Here is a 16,815-nt window from a genome sequence, read left to right on the forward strand (position 1 = left end):
TTTAGCCTCTGATGTTAGCGTAAAACGCTTCGATCTGCGCCTGCTCGCTGTTGAGTCCCTTTCCCTCCATCTGCACGATGGCATTCATCATGCGGCGGTAATCATGTGGAACAATCTTCTTAAACATGGGCAGATACTCGCCAAAGTGCGCCAGAACCTCTTTACCCTTTTCCGAATTGGTATAAGCCACGTGCTCCTGAATCAGTTCCTTCAATTCCAGCACGTCATATTTGCCCGATACCTCCTCAAAGGATACCAGTTCCTTATTCAGCCTCTTATAAAAGCTGCGGTCCTCATCCAGCACATAGGCGATGCCGCCGCTCATACCTGCGGCAAAATTCTTGCCTGTGGGGCCAAGAACCACCACACAGCCCCCGGTCATATATTCACAGCCGTGGTCGCCTACGCCTTCCACCACTGCCGTTGCACCGGAATTGCGGACACAGAAACGCTCGCCGGCGATGCCGTTGATAAAGGCCTTGCCGCTTGTAGCTCCATAGAGGGCAACGTTTCCTATTATAATGTTTTCTTCTGCCTTAAATGGCACACCCTGAGGCGGATATACCACCAGCTTGCCGCCGGAAAGCCCTTTTCCGAAATAATCATTGGAATCTCCGGTCAGCTCCAGAGTCAGGCCCCTGGGGATAAATGCACCAAAGCTCTGGCCGCCGCTGCCGCTGCAGCCGATGGTAAAGGTATCCTCCGGCAGTCCCTCCGGGTATTTTCTCGTAAGCTCTGCCCCGAATATGGTTCCCAGCGTGCGGTTTATGTTCGTCACGTCAATCTGCAGGCTCTTCTTCTGACCATTGTTCAGAGCGCTCTTTAATTTCCTAAGAAGGATGCTCTCGTCAATGGTATCCTCCAGATGGAAATCAAACACCTGCTTTTCATGGTATCCGGCCAGTTTCTCACCCTGATAGGGGTTATCCAGGATCTGGCTTAAATCCACCTGTCTTGCACGGCTGTAGGAAATATCCTCTTTTCTCTTTAAGAGATCCGTGCGGCCCACCAGCTCATCTATGGTGCGTACCCCCAGCTTTGCCATGTACTCCCTCAATTCCTCTGCAATAAACTTCATAAAGTTTACCACATACTCCGGCTTACCCTTAAAGCGTTTGCGAAGCTCCGGATTCTGGGTTGCAATTCCCATGGGACAGGTATCCAGATTGCAGACGCGCATCATCACACAGCCCATTGCAACGAGAGGGGCGGTGGCAAAGCCAAATTCCTCTGCGCCCAGCATACAGGCAATGGCCACATCCCGTCCGGTCATCAGCTTTCCGTCTGTCTCTAACACTACCCGGTCGCGCAGCCCGTTCATAATCAGGGACTGATGGGCCTCAGCCACACCCAGCTCCCAGGGAAGGCCTGCGTTGTAGATAGAGTTTCTGGGAGCCGCACCCGTTCCGCCGTCATAGGAGGAAACAAGGATCACCTGGGCTCCCGCCTTGGCCACTCCCGCCGCCACCGTACCTACACCAGCCTCAGATACCAGCTTGACCGAGATCCTGGCCCTGGTATTGGCATTTTTCAGGTCATAGATCAGCTGGGCCAGATCCTCAATGGAATAAATATCGTGATGAGGCGGCGGAGAGATCAGGCTCACGCCTGTGGTAGAATGTCTCGTCTTTGCCACCCAGGGATATACCTTTTTGCCCGGCAGCTGTCCGCCCTCTCCCGGCTTTGCGCCCTGGGCCATCTTGATCTGGATCTCCTGAGCGCTGACCAGGTACCGGCTGGTCACGCCGAACCGGCCAGAAGCTACCTGCTTGATGGCGGAACAGCGGTTGCGGTCTGCTGGTCCCGGTACCAGGCGATCCAGACTCTCGCCGCCCTCTCCTGTATTGGATTTTCCATGGATCCGGTTCATGGCGATGGCCAGCGTCTCATGGGCCTCCTGGGAAATGGATCCGTAGGACATGGCCCCCGTCTTAAAGCGGCGCACAATGGAATCGGCACTCTCCACCTGATCCAGGGGAATACCGCCGTTTTCAGGATAGCAAAAATCCATAAGGCTTCTTAAATGGTACGTCTTTCCCTCCTCATCCAGAGCATGGCTGTACTGCTTGAAAATGGAGTAGTCCCCTGTCCTTACAGCCTCCTGAAGGAGATGGATTGTGAGTGGATTGTATAAATGCTCCTCCTGGCCCGACCGTGACTTGTGGCTTCCCACGCTGTCCAGGGTCAGATCCACGTCCAGCCCCAGAGGATCAAACGCCGCAGAATGAAGGGTATCCACATCATTTGCTATATCATCTAAGGTAATGCCCCCTACACGGCTGACCGTATCGGTGAAATACTTATCCACCACCTCTTTGGAAATGCCAATGGCTTCAAAAATCTGGGATCCCTGATAGGACTGTATGGTAGAAATCCCCATTTTCGATGCAATCTTTACAATGCCGTGAAGCACAGCGTTGTCATAATCCTTCACTGCCGCATAGTAATCCTTATCCAGCATCTTTGTCTCAATAAGATAGCGAATGGATTCGTGGGCCAGATAGGGGTTGATGGCGCAGGCGCCGTAGCCCAAAAGCGCAGCAAAATGATGCACCTCTCTCGGCTCAGCACTCTCTAAGATCAGCGCCACGCTGGTACGCTTCTTGGTGCGCACCAGATACTGCTGCAGAGCGGAAACAGCTAACAGGGAAGGAATAGGCACATGGTTCTCATCAATATCCCGGTCAGACAGGATAATAATATTTGCCCCGTCCTTGTGTGCCCGGTCCGCCTCCAGAAACAGCCGGTCAATGGCCTTTTCAAGAGAAGTGTTCTTATAATAGGTAATGGGGATCACTTCTACCTTAAATCCCGGCTTTTTCATGGCCTTGATCTTCAGCAGATCCGTCTCTGTGAGAATGGGATTTTCCACCTTAAGGATCTTGCAGTTATCCGCCGTTTCCTCCAGGATATTTCCCTCCTCGCCCACATAGACAGTGGTAGAGGTAACGATCTCTTCCCGGATCGCGTCGATGGGCGGGTTAGTCACCTGAGCAAAAAGCTGCTTAAAGTAGTTAAACAGGGGCTGATGTTTCTTTGACAGCACGGCTAACGGAGAATCCACGCCCATGGCGGACACCGCTTCTGCTCCGTTTAATGCCATGGGAAGGATCATGGTCTTATACTGCTCATAGGTATAACCATAGGTCTTTTGCAGGCGCAGTCTCCAGTCCTTTGTCATCTCCGGCACACCCTGGTTGGGCACAGACAGCTCCTTTAAATTAACCAGATTGGAATCCAGCCACTCTCCGTAGGGATTTCTGCGGGCATAGCGCAGCTTAAGTTCCTCGTCACTGATCATTTTTCCCTGCAGGGTATCTACAAGAAGCATCTTTCCGGGACGGAGACGGTCTTTCCTGACCACCGCAGTCTGGTCTACTTCAATAGCCCCCACCTCTGAGGACAGGATCATATAGCCGTCCTTTGTAATATAATACCGGGAGGGACGAAGGCCGTTGCGGTCCAGGACAGCCCCTAACATATCTCCGTCCGTAAAGAGGATGGAGGCCGGGCCGTCCCACGGCTCCATCATGGTGGCGTAATACCGGTAAAAATCTTTTATCTCACCGTCCATGTATTTGTCATGCTCCCACGGGGCCGGTATCGTCACCATAACAGCCAGAGGAAGATCCATGCCGCTCATGACCATAAATTCCAGGGCATTATCCAGCATGGCCGAATCAGAGCCCTCCTGATTGATGATGGGAAGGACCTTGTGCATATCCGAGCGGAAATACTCGGATTCCATGTTTTCCTCCCTTGCCACCATCTTATCCACATTTCCGCGGATGGTGTTGATCTCGCCGTTGTGAACAATCAGGCGGTAGGGATGAGCGCGCATCCAGCTTGGGTTCGTATTGGTGCTGAACCGGGAATGGACAATGGCGATGGCAGATTCATAATCCGGATCCTGAAGATCCTCAAAGAAAAGACGAAGTTCCCCTACCAGGAACATACCCTTGTATACAATGGTGCGGCTGCTTAAGGATACAACATATGTATCCTCGTTGCTCTGTTCAAATACGCGGCGGGCCACATAAAGCCTGCGGTCAAAGTCAAGTCCCTTCTCTGCGCCCTCCGGCTTTTCTACAAAGCCCTGGGCGATATAAGGCATCACGTCAACAGCTTTCTTTCCCAGGACATCGGGAGCCGTGGGGACAACTCTCCAGCCTAAAAAATTCATGCCTTCCTTTTTGACTATGATCTCGAACATCTTCATGGCCTGGTTTCTGGCAAGCTCATCCTGTGGGAAGAAGAACATACCAACGCCGTATTCCCTCTCCCCTTTCAGGGAAATGCCTGACTGGGAAGCAGCTTTTTTGAAAAAACGGTGAGAGATCTGAAGCATGATGCCGACGCCGTCGCCGGTCTTGCCCTCGGCATCCTTACCGGCTCTGTGCTCCAGGTTCTCTACGATGTGGAGCGCCTGATCCACTGTCTTATGTGTTTTGATGCCCTTTATGTTGGCAACCGCGCCGATACCGCAGTTATCATGCTCAAAACGAGGGTCATACAGTCCTGGCTGTTTTTGTCTGGGGTCCATAAAATACATCCTTTCCCATCACATCCTTAAAAGAGGCAGCCTGTTTGTCTGGGGGATGAAGGCGCCCTTTCTTCCGCTTTTACATAGTAAAGCGACGGCACAGTGATGTTTCATAGTGTTTATGGAGCAATCATACTACGGCAGACCCTGTTTGTAAATAAAAAATTTTGCAGCTATTGTCAGATAATTAGTCTTTTTTTATTTTTTTTACTAATTATCTGTATATTTATCTTTATGATCCGTTTTTATCTCCTTTGTGTCATTGTCTTTTCTCATTTTCCGCAGAGTACGGCGCGCACTTTTTCTGTTCATCCAGCCAAGCAGAAGCACGATCAAGGCTGCAGGGATCATCCTTTTTCACTGTCATTTCCTCCCTCCTGCGTACATTCCCATGAACCCGGCGTACCTGCTTGTTTCTGCTGTCTTTTCTTTTGTTTTACCATGCCATAAATCACACTTTACGTCAATGCAACCAATAAAGTCGTAAAATTTTCGACAGATTTTAGTGATATTTTTTGCATTTTTTCTCTTGATTTATACCCCATCAGGGTATATAATCGCTACATACCCCACCAGGGTATACATCCTTCCAGGATATTCAGAATGCATACACAGACACATAAGGAGGAATCATATGAAAGAAACTGCAACCCAGGCGTGCTGCTGCAAAACAAAAGAACGCCCTGAAAAAGAATACAAGGACCTGATCCACCGTTTGAACCGGATCGAAGGCCAGGTACGGGGAATTAAAAGCATGGTGGAAAAGGACGCCTACTGCCCTGACATCCTGGTACAGACAGCAGCCGTCAACGCCGCCTTAAACAGCTTCAGCCGAACCCTTCTCTCCAACCACATTCATACCTGTGTGGTAAACGATATCCGGGAGGGCCGGGACGAGGTGGTGGATGAACTGATGGCTACCCTTCAGAAACTCATGAAATAAAGGAGGCAGATTCCCATTATGAAGCAATATTCCGTTACAGGCATGAGCTGCGCCGCCTGCAGCAACCGGATCGAAAAAGCTGTATCCAGGGTTCCCGGCGTCACTGCCTGCTCCGTCAGCCTGCTGACCCATTCCATGGGCGTGGAAGGCACGGCCGACCCGCAGGCCATTATCTCAGCCGTAGAAACAGCCGGCTACGGCGCGTCGGAGCAGGGTTCCTCCTCAGCTAAAGGATCTTCTATCGCCGCTGACGGTGAGGAGCTGTTAAAGGACAGGGAAACGCCTATCCTGAAACAGCGTCTGATCTATTCCGCAGGCTTTCTCATCATACTCATGTATTTTTCCATGGGGCATATGATGTGGAACTGGCCGGTTCCCGCCTTTTTCTCAGACAACCATGTGGCAATGGGCCTTTTGCAGCTGCTTCTCACTATGGCAGTCATGGTCATTAACCAGAAGTTTTTCATAAACGGCTTTAAGAGCCTGTTCCACGGTTCCCCCAATATGGATACCCTGGTGGCATTAGGCTCCGGCGCCTCCTTTGTCTACAGCACCTACGCCCTCTTTGCCATGACCGGAGCACAGATGCAGGGAGATATGGAGAGTGTCATGACCTATATGCATGAATTCTATTTTGAATCTGCAGCCATGATCCTGACGCTGATCACCGTGGGCAAAATGCTGGAAGCCAGGTCAAAGGGCCGCACCACCAACGCCTTAAAAGGCCTGATGAAGCTGGCTCCCAAAACCGCCACACTGGTTCGGGACGGAGCCGAGGTGACCGTTTCTATTGACCAGGTGCAGACCGGTGATACCTTCGTTGTCCGCCCTGGTGAAAATATACCCGTAGACGGTATCGTACTGGAAGGCGCCAGCGCAGTCAACGAATCCGCCCTGACCGGCGAAAGCATCCCCGCAGATAAAACGGCAGGCGACAAGGTATCTGCCGCCACCTCCAACCAGTCCGGTTTCCTGCGCTGCAGGGCCACACGTGTAGGCGAGGACACCACCCTCTCCCAGATCATCCAGATGGTCAGCGATGCAGCCGCCACCAAGGCCCCTATTGCCAAAGCGGCAGATCGGGTATCCGGCGTTTTCGTTCCTGCGGTCATTGCCATTTCCATCATTACAACCCTTGTATGGCTCGCTGCCGGACAGACCCTTGGGTTCGCCCTGGCAAGAGGCATTTCAGTGCTGGTTATCAGCTGCCCCTGTGCTCTGGGCCTTGCCACCCCCGTTGCCATCATGGTCGGAAATGGTATGGGTGCAAAAAACGGCATCCTGTTTAAGACTGCCGTTTCCCTGGAAGAAACCGGAAAAATGCAGATTGTAGCCCTGGACAAAACAGGCACCATTACCGAAGGGCAGCCAAAAGTAACAGATCTGATCCCTGCAGAAGACTATTCTGAAGCATCCCTCCTTTCCCTGGCTTATGCCCTGGAGGCAAAAAGCGAACATCCTCTGGCAAAGGCCATCCTTAAGCGGGCAGAGGAGGAAGGAATGAGGCCCGACCCGGTAGAGGACTTTAAGGCCCTTCCCGGAAACGGCCTTTCTGCCCTGCGCACAAAGGATCACAGCGCTCTTACCGGAGGAAGCCTGGCCTTTATAAACAGTCATACTCCTCTTTCCCCCTCTCTGACCTCCAGAGCCAAACAGTTGGCAGAGGAAGGAAAAACTCCCCTTGTTTTTACAGAGAACGGCCGCATTGCCGGCATCATTGCCGTAGCTGACACAATCAAGGCTGACAGTCCCCAGGCGATCAGGGAGCTTAAAAATATGGGGATCCACGTTGTCATGCTTACCGGCGACAATGAGCGCACCGCCAGGGCCATCGGCCGTCAGGCCGGAGTAGACGAGGTGATCGCAGGCGTGCTGCCCGAGGGCAAGGAAAGCGTTATCCGCGCATTAAAGGAAAAAGGAAAGACCTGTATGGTGGGTGACGGCATCAATGATGCGCCCGCCCTTACAAGGGCCGATATGGGCATTGCCATCGGGGCCGGTACGGACGTGGCCATTGATGCGGCAGATGTAGTGTTAATGAAGAGCCGTCTCTTAGATGTTCCTGCCGCCATCCGCTTAAGCCGCGCCACCCTCCAGAATATCCACGAAAATCTGTTCTGGGCCTTTTTCTACAATGTGATCGGCATTCCCCTGGCTGCCGGTGTGTGGTACCCCCTCTTTCACTTAAAGCTGAACCCCATGTTCGGCGCTGCCGCCATGAGCCTTTCCAGCTTCTGTGTGGTTTCCAACGCCCTGAGACTGAACCTCTTTCAAGTAAAAAGTGCAAAAAAAGATAAAAAATCAAAGCATCCCGCAACCGTTTCCGCGGCTGCTGTGCATACAATCAACGAAGAAAAGGAGATTACAGCTATGACAAAGACAATGAAAATCGAAGGAATGATGTGCGGACACTGCGAGGCAGCCGTAAAGAAAGCTCTGGAAGCTCTGCCGCAGGTAACAGAGGCAGTGGTCAGCCACGAAAAAGGAACCGCCGTTATAGCTTTAAACGGCGAAATTGCCGATGAGATGTTAAAAAAGGCCGTAGAAGATAAGGATTATAAGGTATTGGATATCCAGTAAGGCAGCCGGTTTTTAAAACAGCGGCCCCTCTGTACGGCCCGCTGTCTGCATAAATAAAAGGAGCCTCTCCGCCGTTTGCGGATTGGCTCCTGTCAGAACAGCCGTTTAAACTAATGTACCGGCTGTAAAAATTACATCTCACCCAGGCCGCTCTCGATTGCCTGGCTTAAGGTATCCATGGCTGCCTGCTCATCCTCGCCGTCGCAGATCAGGGTGATCTCCGTACCGCACTTGATGCCGGCTGCCATAACGTTTAATACGCTCTTTGCAACAATCTTCTTCTCACCGCACTCGATGGTAATGTCGCTCTTGAACTTCATAGCTGTCTGAGACAGAACGCCTGCTGGTCTTAAATGTAAGCCGGATGGATTTACTACTGTTAAAGTCTTGCTGATCATAACTATACTCTCCTTATGGTGTTATTCTGCGTATGGCAGGAGTCTTTGTCCCCGCTGCCCTATATATGGATTTTATTACATCTGACTATCTATGTCAAGTTAATCAAAAAATTACCGATGGTTTTTTTGCTGCTTTTTTATCAGTATGAGCCGTCATTTTCTCATCTCAGCCGCAGGCGAAAGCCTCCTCTTCCCTTCTCGAAAACACGCAGCCGCAATAGTCCTGTCTGTAAAGCCCATACTGAGAGGAAAGCTCGGTGGAGCGTTTGTAGCCGTTTTTCTTCTTGAAATCTGACTGCAGATACGGCACGCCGTACTCCTGGCCCAGCCGGATCCCGATCTCATTCAGCTTCTGGGCGTTTTTTAAAGGGCTGATGGACAAAGTGGTAGTAAAATAGTCAAATCCGCCCTCTTTTGCCGTCTTTGCCCCCTCTCTAAGACGCAGCTCGTAGCACCGAAAGCACCGGCTCCCTCCCTCCGGATCCTTTTCATGTCCTTTGGCTGCGGCATAAAAGGAGGCTGTATCGTATTCTCCCTCCAGAAAATGGATAGGATTCGCCGTCTTCATCTCACCAATCAGCCGTTTCTGCTCTTTCGTCCGCTCTCTATACTCTTCCTCCGGGTAGATATTGGGATTATAGTAAAATACCGTGATCTCAAAATACTGCGACAAATATTCCAGCACATAGCTGCTGCAGGGGGCGCAGCAGCTGTGAAGCAGCAGCCGGGGCGTCCTGCCTTCTTTTACAATGGCTTCCAATGTTTTATCTAAAATTCTCTGGTAATTTTCCTTCTGCTGCGCTCCAGCCATGATCCTTCCTCCTTCAAACGATAATCCTGTCCTCTGACGCGCAAAAGGACCGCTCTAGAAAGCAGCCCTTCTCATATACGCATTTGCAGTGATTGCAGCATCCACATCCAGCCACCCCTTTGCCGACTGTATCCTTTCAGCTAAACAGCGGCACGCAAAGCTGCCAGTCCTCAAACTGCAGCCTTACAGGAAATCGCGGATCCGCTTGCTTCTTACAGGATTGCGCAGCTTGCGCAGAGCCTTGGCCTCGATCTGACGGATACGCTCTCTGGTGACGTTGAACTCCTTCCCCACCTCTTCCAGTGTTCTGGGATGTCCGTCCTCCAGTCCGAACCGCAGTACGATTACCTGCCGCTCTCTCTCCTTTAAATCTCCCAAAAGAGCGTCGATGTGCTCCCGCAGCATCACAGATTCCACGTTGCCCTCAGGGGTCACAACGTTGCTGTCCGCTACGAAATCGCCCAGATTGGAGTCATCTTCCTCGCCGATAGGCGTCTCAAGAGAAGCCGGCTCACGGGCGATCTGCATGATCTCCATGACTTTATCTTCAGACATATCAAGCGCTTCTGCCAGCTCTGTCACGGAAGGTTCATAGCCCAGTTCCAGAGTCAGCTTTCTCTGCATCTTTGACATCTTGTTGATCGTTTCTACCATATGCACCGGTACGCGGATGGTTCTTGCCTGATCAGCCAGAGCTCTTGTCACCGACTGACGGATCCACCAGGTTGCATATGTACTTAACTTATAGCCTTTTGTATAATCAAATTTTTCAACGCCTTTGATCAGTCCCAGGTTGCCTTCCTGCACCAGGTCAAGGAAACTCATCCCTCTTCCGGTGTAGCGCTTCGCAATGCTGACTACAAGACGCAGGTTTGCCTCGATCAGTCTCTCCTTTGCGGATTCGTCGCCGTCTGCCTTGCGCTGCGCAAGCTCCAGCTCTTCATCTGCCGTAAGAAGGGGTACGGTACCGATCTCTTTCAGATACATACGAACCGGATCCTCGGTTCCTATGCCCTCTAAAAGATCCACTGCATCCAGGTCGATTTCTTCATCCTCTGCATCCTTCATGAAGCTGTCGTCGTCCAGGTCAAGATCCAGGCCAATGTCATCCAGAGCGGGATCTGCGTTCAGCATCGCTTCGTCCAGTACGGGAACTACGTCAATATTACGGTTCTCCAGGTAACTGTAAATCTGATCCATCTGCTCAGGAGACAGGTTGTCCCCGGTGAAAAAGTCATTGATCTCGCCTGCATCCAGGGTATTATGCTTGGATTTGGCGTGCTCCACCAGCTTTTCCAGTTTTTTTAAAAAATCGTCCTTTTCCAATGATAAACGTCCTTTCACTTAAAGGTAAATGTGGAAACTCTCACAACTTATCATTATATACTACTTTCCATGGGATTTCAACATCAATCGACAAAGTTCCCATAAATTTCGTAACTATTCAGCCATGGGGCAATTTGTACAGAAATATGCTTATGCAAGTCGGCCAGCAGCACATATTTCCGCACAAATTAACATATGGCGTACAGCCAAATCTTTAAGCCAACCGCTTCTGCCGGTTTTCCGGGAGCAGAATCTGAACCCGTTCCTTTAAGTTCCCGATGTCAGCCTCTGTTCTGGCACCTCCGTATTCCCCATCCAGAACCCAGTCCACCGGAGTTTCAGAGCGAAAGCAGATGGAGGCAGTCTTAAAGCGGTATACGTATTCATTAGGTTCCTCTTTCAGAAACATATGGGAAATGATATTGCTCAGGTCTGCCGGTGTTTTCGGCATACGGATTAAAAGCACCTCAAATACCCCGTCCTGCAGATCCACCGACTGGTTTACCAGGCTTTTAAATCCCCCTACGCTTCTTGTGTTGGTTACCATGCCGAAAATGAAATCCTCTTCCAGACTGCCCTCCTCCCACTGCACCTGCATATGGCAGGGCTTGATGGAAGTAAGGCTTTTTAAAGCCTCCAGCATATAAGCCGGATGGCCCAGCAGGTTTTTGCGGTCCTGGGAGGTGGCGTAGGCCACCTCTGTAAACGCCCCGAAGCCTGCGATATACACAAACTTCCGGTCCTCGCAGAAGGTTCCCACATCCACAGCAAGGGGCTTTCCCCGCGTAATATCAAGGGCCGCCTTTTCCATATCCTTTGAAAGGCGGAGGCTGGCGGCAAAGTCATTGGTAGAACCTGCGGGAATATAACCAAGCACCGGCGAAGCCTTAAGATCCAGCAGCCCACAGATGGTTTCATTTAAAGTGCCGTCCCCGCCGCTGCATACGATCACATCCATAGCTTCGCCCAGTTTTCTCACCGTCTGGGCGGCGTCTCCCTGGCACTGGGTCACATGGACATGAATATCATACCCAGCCTTTGTAAAAATATCCAGAATCCGCAGGAGACTTCCCCTGATCTGCTCCTTTCCTGAGCGGGGATTAAAAACAAAGAGCATCTGTTTCATGTTCCATCCTCCTTTTGAAACAGGATATCCTTGTAAGCAGAAAATGCATTGGGAAGAGGATACCGGTCCCGTATCTCCTCTTTTTCCACCATAAATGCAGTATGATCCGGGTCCTGCCATGCACGTTTAAGCACTGCCCGGTATCCTGTCATATGCCACTCCACATGGGAAAAAATATGCCGTGACGGCTCCAGGGCCTCCAGCCGTTCAACCGCCTCCTCCGACACTCCCAGATACGCTCTTGCCTCCTCCCCGGTGAGATGGCCTTCCGTGTTGGGAAGTTCATACAGAGACGCCAAAAGCCCCGTTGAAGGCCGTTTTCGGATAGCTGCCTTTCCCTGATTTTCTATGATAAACACCGTCCGCTCCTCGATCCTGCGTTTCTTAGACGGCGACTTCCAGGGAATCTCCTTCCACAGTCCCTGCCTTTTTGTCAGGCAGACGGATTCCATGGGGCACTGGGAGCACCTCGGCTCTTTGCCGGGAATACACACCAGCGCTCCCGTCTCGATCAGGCCCTGATTGTAGCTGCTGGCTTTATCCGAGGGCATGACTTCTTTCAGCAGTGTCTCCACAGCTGTTTTGACGGAGGCCTTTTTGATGTCAGACCGGTCTGCCAGGATCCGGGAGATCACGCGGAGCACATTTCCGTCTACCGCAGGCACCGGAATCCCGTAGGCAATGGAGGCAATAGCTCCGGCGGTATAGCTTCCGATCCCCGGCAGGGATAAAAGCTCCTCATAGGACGCCGGAAGCTCTCCTTTGTACTGTTCCATCACACGGACAGCCGCCGCCTTTAAATTCCGAACCCGGCTGTAATAGCCAAGGCCCTCCCACAGTTTCATCAGCCGGTCATCCTCCGCCTCCGCCAGATCCTTAATTTCCGGAAGAGCATCCATAAACCGTTCAAAATACGGCTTCACTGCCTCCACCCTGGTCTGCTGAAGCATGATCTCAGATACCCATACCCGGTATGGCTTTGGATCCTCTCTCCAGGGAAGAACCCTGGCCCTGGAGCCGTACCAGGCTAACAGCGGCTTTTCCATGGCTCTCAGCCGCTCCTTTGGTTCTAAAAACATATCCTCCCGCTCCGAAATCTGGAGGCGGTCATAAAAATGAAACTCCGTGTTACACATAGCCGTAAATCCCCCGCACGGATACTTCCCCTGATATCACAGAAGCAAGGGAGCCGTCCTCCTTTTTCACCAGAAGGCTGCCCTCTCTGTCAATTCCCAGCGCAGTTCCCCGGTAAGTCCCCGCCGGATCCAGAACACAGACCTCCCGATCCCGGTTTGCCAGCATACGATTGTATTCCTCCATAAGCTCCGTCATATCCCCTTTTTTCAGGAAACGACCGTAGTAGGTCTCAAACTGCTCTGCCACGGCAGCGATCACCGGTGCACGTTTTAACGGACGGCCCAGCTCCAGGCTTAAGGAGGTGGCAGTGGGGGCAAGCTCCTCAGGAAAATCTTTTGTATTTACATTGATTCCAATGCCCACCACCACATGGCGGATAGAATCCTCTTCAGTGCTCATCTCTGTCAGTATGCCGCAGATCTTTTTCCCTCTGACCACCGCGTCATTGGGCCATTTGATCATGGACTCCAGGCCGACGGCCTGTCGGATCCCCGAAACAACCGCCATTCCCGCCACCAGCGTCAGCATAGAAGCCTGAACCGGCGCAAGCGCCGGACGGAGGACAAAGCTCATCCAGATTCCCGCGCCATGGGGAGAGGCCCAGTTTCTGCCTCTTCTTCCCTTTCCTGCAGTCTGGCAGTCTGCCACCACCATTGTACCCTCCGGCGCTCCCTCCTCCGCCAGCCTTCTGGCCTGATTATTCGTCGAATCCGTCTCATAAAGACAGGTGAGCTCACCACCCAGCCACCTGGAGGTAAGAACTGACTTAAGCTCCGGAGCGGTGAGTACATCGGGAGAGGAGGTTAAGCGGTAGCCCTTGTTGCGCACCGCTTCGATCACATAGCCCTCCTCCTCCAGCTGCCGGATGGCCTTCCATACAGCGGTCCTGGACACGCCAAGCCCCTCGCACAGCTGCTGGCCGGATACAAAATCCGGCGTTGCTTTTAATAGCTTTAAAATCTCTGCTTTCATTTTCTTCTCCCATCCTCTATCCATGAATCCAGAGGCTTAATGCGCTTAACACGCCAAGAAGCCCAAGACCTGCTCCAAGAAACAGCTGGAAAATCCCCAGCCTGATACGTTTCTTATCTCTGGCGCAGGTCTTAAGCTCAAATATGCCTCTGATCCCATTTAACAGCGCTGCCAGCAAAAACACCAGAGGAAACAGCATCCTGTTTCCTTCCGGGCTGATAAAGGACAGCACGGCGAATATGACGATGGCAATCCCAAGGATTAAATGCGCCATGTCGAAAAACACACCGGCACAGCGCTCATTTCTTCCTCTCTGGCCCTGCATATCTGTATTCTCCTTATTCTCCGGACACAGACTCACAAGGCCGGCTGTTTACTCGCTTAAGGTAGCAAGCATAACCGCCTTGATGGTGTGCATCCGGTTCTCAGCCTCGTCAAATACAACAGACTGGCTGGACTCAAATACCTCGTCCGTCACTTCCAGTTCGGACACCTGGAACCGTTCACCCATTTCCTTTCCGATCTTCGTCTTAAGATCGTGGAAGGATGGCAGACAGTGAAGGAAGATCGCCTTCGGCCCCGCCGCAGCCATCACTTCCTTTGTCACCTTATACGGGCTCAGATCCCTGATTCTCTCTTCCCATACCTCATCCGGCTCGCCCATGGATACCCAAACGTCCGTATCAATGACATCGGCATCCCTGACTGCCTCTGCCACATCCTCTGTAAGAGTGATGACCGCCCCGCTTTCTGCCGCAAAGGCCTCGCATTCTTCTACAAGAACAGGATCGGGGAAATACTTCTTCGGAGCACAGGCCACAAAGTGCATCCCCATCTTAGCGCAGGCGATCATCAGGGAATTACCCATATTATAACGCGCATCGCCCATATATACAAGCTTAACTCCCTTAAGGCGGCCCAGATGCTCTCTGATCGTCAGCAGATCGGCCAGCATCTGGGTTGGATGATCCTCATTGGTCAGTCCATTCCACACAGGAACGCCGGCATAACGGGCCAGTTCTTCTACGATCTCCTGTCCAAATCCTCTGTACTCAATACCCTCATACATACGGCCAAGGACTCTCGCTGTGTCTGCAATGCTTTCTTTCTTTCCGATCTGAGAACCGGATGGATCCAGATAGGTGGATCCCATGCCCAAATCATGAGCCGCTACCTCAAAAGCGCACCTGGTTCTGGTGCTGGTCTTTTCAAAAATAAGGGCTACATTCTTTCCCTTTAAAACATCCATGGGGATGCCTTTTTTCTTCTTTTCCTTTAATTCCGCAGCCAGATCCAGCAGATAAAGAATTTCCTCCTGTGTATAATTTTTCAGTGTCAAAAAATGTCTCCCTTTTAAATTCATAATATCCTCCATACATATTCCCTGGCCCATATGGCCACTGATTTATATTTATGCAACTTTTATGCATAATATACCACTATCATATGACGATGTCAAGTGGGGAATGGGGTTGAACAATGGGTTTCATTTTGTCACAATCGGATATATAAAAACAGCGCTGCGCACAGATAATACGCAACGCTGCTTTTATATTTTAATTCACATTTGCACAATCTCCTTTTAAGCCTGCTTTGCCTTCCCGGCAATCTGCCCATTATAAACCGACAGATCCAGTTCCTTTTCCTTTGCGCTGACGATTACATTGACCGCAGCGCTTCCAATCACATTTAAAGGAAGCAGTGCCATCTCCACCGGCCGGTTGATGGCCACCACAAGCGCATACCCTATCAGACAGGCATCCGTGGTCCACCCCATCCCCGACAGCACGGTAAAAATCATCGTAGTTCCCGCAATGGGAATCGCAGGCGTGCCTGCCGCCGCACAGATGGATAAAAATGCCATAACAATCAGATTTGCGGGCGTCACATCAATCCCTGCCGATGTGGCAATAAACGTTACAGCAAACATATGCATCACCGTAGTTCCATTCATATTGATGGTCATTCCGGTAGGAAGCACAAAGCTTGTAATTTCATCGCTGCAGCCCAGCTCCTCTTTACAGGTTCTTGTATTTAGGGGAAGACAGGCCGCAGAAGAATTAGTGGAAAAACCAAATACACCCACTTTTGCAATCTTTTTCATAAAAGTGAACGGATCTAACCCGGTTGTTAAAAATACTCCAATCGGATAAACCGTAACCACCAGTATAAACAGGGTAGCAATCGCTGATACCATATAAGCCGCTGCAGGCGCCAGATATTCTACCCCATAAATAGCAAAGGTACGTGAAATCAGGCAAAAGATGGCAATCGGCCCCACTTTATTGATCAGTATCTTTAAATAAAGCTGGATCACCTCGTCACAGCTCATAAGTATCTTCTTTAAAGCCTCCGCCTTTTCCCCCAGCTGGTTGATGCACAGCCCAAGCAGAATCGCCACGACTACTACTGCCAGGATCTCATTGTTACTTCCAAACGCACCTGTAATATTGCTTGGAACCGCATTTACAATGGTTGCTAACGGATTAAAGGCTTCTATGGTCGCAGCCTCTGCCACTTCCCCTCCCGGAAGCACTACATTGTAAAAGCCTGCGCTTTTTACCCCGTATGCCACAGCGCCTGCAGCAAATGCGCCTACACAATAAAACAGGAAGAAGCCAAGGAGAGTCCGTCCTGCAATCCGTCCCAATTTAGAGGCGTTGGAGATGCTGCACATCGCAAGACTTAACGACACCAGAACCAGCGGAACAATGGCAAGCTGCAGCCCTCTCATAAATATCTGTCCTACGATATAAAATATTCCTATGGATCTTACGCCTTCAGGAACTGTGATATCCTGAAACAGCAGGTTATTTATCACGTTCCACACTGTTTCATTCCCCGTTGAAACCAGTTTTTCTCTTAAAAGCAGAAACGCTACGCCTACGATCAGTCCTCCAAAGAGCGCGATCATCATTTTTTTTACTACTGAATCTGATTTATTCCTGTTCATATTCTTCCCCAGCCTTCCCCGCGCCT

General features: G+C 51.1%; 12 protein-coding genes. 2 read left to right on the forward strand and 10 right to left on the reverse strand.

Translation table 11 applies throughout. The features are described 5' to 3' along the window. Position 1: 1 nt before the first annotated feature. Entirely contained in the window at positions 2-4,543 is a 4,542-nt protein-coding gene (gene gltB / locus HW447_RS01960; RefSeq protein WP_176253629.1) for a glutamate synthase large subunit, read from the reverse strand. A gap of 634 nt (positions 4,544-5,177) precedes the next feature. Here gltB and HW447_RS01965 point away from each other — a divergent pair. Together HW447_RS01965 and HW447_RS01970 are read left to right on the forward strand one after the other, a co-directional pair. Continuing rightward, positions 5,178-5,486 (forward strand): metal-sensing transcriptional repressor, encoded by a 309-nt coding sequence (locus HW447_RS01965; protein ID WP_176253630.1) that lies wholly within the window; start codon positions 5,178-5,180, stop codon positions 5,484-5,486. 18 nt (positions 5,487-5,504) lie between these two features. Continuing rightward, on the forward strand, positions 5,505-8,066 hold the full coding sequence (locus HW447_RS01970) for a heavy metal translocating P-type ATPase (RefSeq protein ID WP_176253631.1): 2,562 nt from the start codon (positions 5,505-5,507) through the stop codon (positions 8,064-8,066). A 131-nt stretch (positions 8,067-8,197) separates the two neighbouring features. Here HW447_RS01970 and HW447_RS01975 read toward each other — a convergent pair whose 3' ends face one another. From HW447_RS01975 to HW447_RS02015, 9 genes are all read right to left on the reverse strand, one after another. Continuing rightward, a complete protein-coding gene (locus HW447_RS01975; protein WP_176253632.1) occupies positions 8,198-8,464 on the reverse strand; it encodes an HPr family phosphocarrier protein in 267 nt (88 codons plus the stop codon). Between the two features lie 166 nt (positions 8,465-8,630). Next, entirely contained in the window at positions 8,631-9,275 is a 645-nt protein-coding gene (locus HW447_RS01980; RefSeq protein WP_176253633.1) for an epoxyqueuosine reductase QueH, read from the reverse strand. Positions 9,276-9,458: 183 nt separating this feature from the next. Next, a complete protein-coding gene (rpoD, locus tag HW447_RS01985) occupies positions 9,459-10,601 on the reverse strand; it encodes an RNA polymerase sigma factor RpoD (RefSeq protein ID WP_176253634.1) in 1,143 nt (380 codons plus the stop codon). Positions 10,602-10,815: 214 nt separating this feature from the next. Beyond that, on the reverse strand, positions 10,816-11,727 hold the full coding sequence (locus HW447_RS01990) for a diacylglycerol/lipid kinase family protein (protein ID WP_176253635.1): 912 nt from the start codon (positions 11,725-11,727) through the stop codon (positions 10,816-10,818). Then, on the reverse strand, positions 11,724-12,863 hold the full coding sequence (mutY, locus tag HW447_RS01995) for an A/G-specific adenine glycosylase (RefSeq protein ID WP_176253636.1): 1,140 nt from the start codon (positions 12,861-12,863) through the stop codon (positions 11,724-11,726). Before mutY ends, HW447_RS01990 begins: the two co-directional genes overlap by 4 nt. Continuing rightward, on the reverse strand, positions 12,856-13,836 hold the full coding sequence (locus HW447_RS02000) for a biotin--[acetyl-CoA-carboxylase] ligase (RefSeq protein WP_176253637.1): 981 nt from the start codon (positions 13,834-13,836) through the stop codon (positions 12,856-12,858). Before HW447_RS02000 ends, mutY begins: the two co-directional genes overlap by 8 nt. A gap of 16 nt (positions 13,837-13,852) precedes the next feature. After that, entirely contained in the window at positions 13,853-14,161 is a 309-nt protein-coding gene (locus HW447_RS02005; RefSeq protein WP_176253638.1) for a DUF6637 family protein, read from the reverse strand. Between the two features lie 48 nt (positions 14,162-14,209). After that, positions 14,210-15,199 carry an ornithine carbamoyltransferase gene (gene argF / locus HW447_RS02010; RefSeq protein WP_176253639.1) on the reverse strand — a complete coding sequence of 330 codons (990 nt, stop codon included), beginning with the start codon at positions 15,197-15,199 and terminating at the stop codon, positions 14,210-14,212. A gap of 219 nt (positions 15,200-15,418) precedes the next feature. Next, complete coding sequence (locus HW447_RS02015; protein WP_243176174.1) at positions 15,419-16,789, reverse strand: dicarboxylate/amino acid:cation symporter; 1,371 nt, start codon at positions 16,787-16,789, stop codon at positions 15,419-15,421. Positions 16,790-16,815 lie beyond the last annotated feature (26 nt).

The organism is Enterocloster alcoholdehydrogenati, assembly GCF_013282095.1.
Classification (GTDB): domain Bacteria; phylum Bacillota; class Clostridia; order Lachnospirales; family Lachnospiraceae; genus Enterocloster; species Enterocloster alcoholdehydrogenati.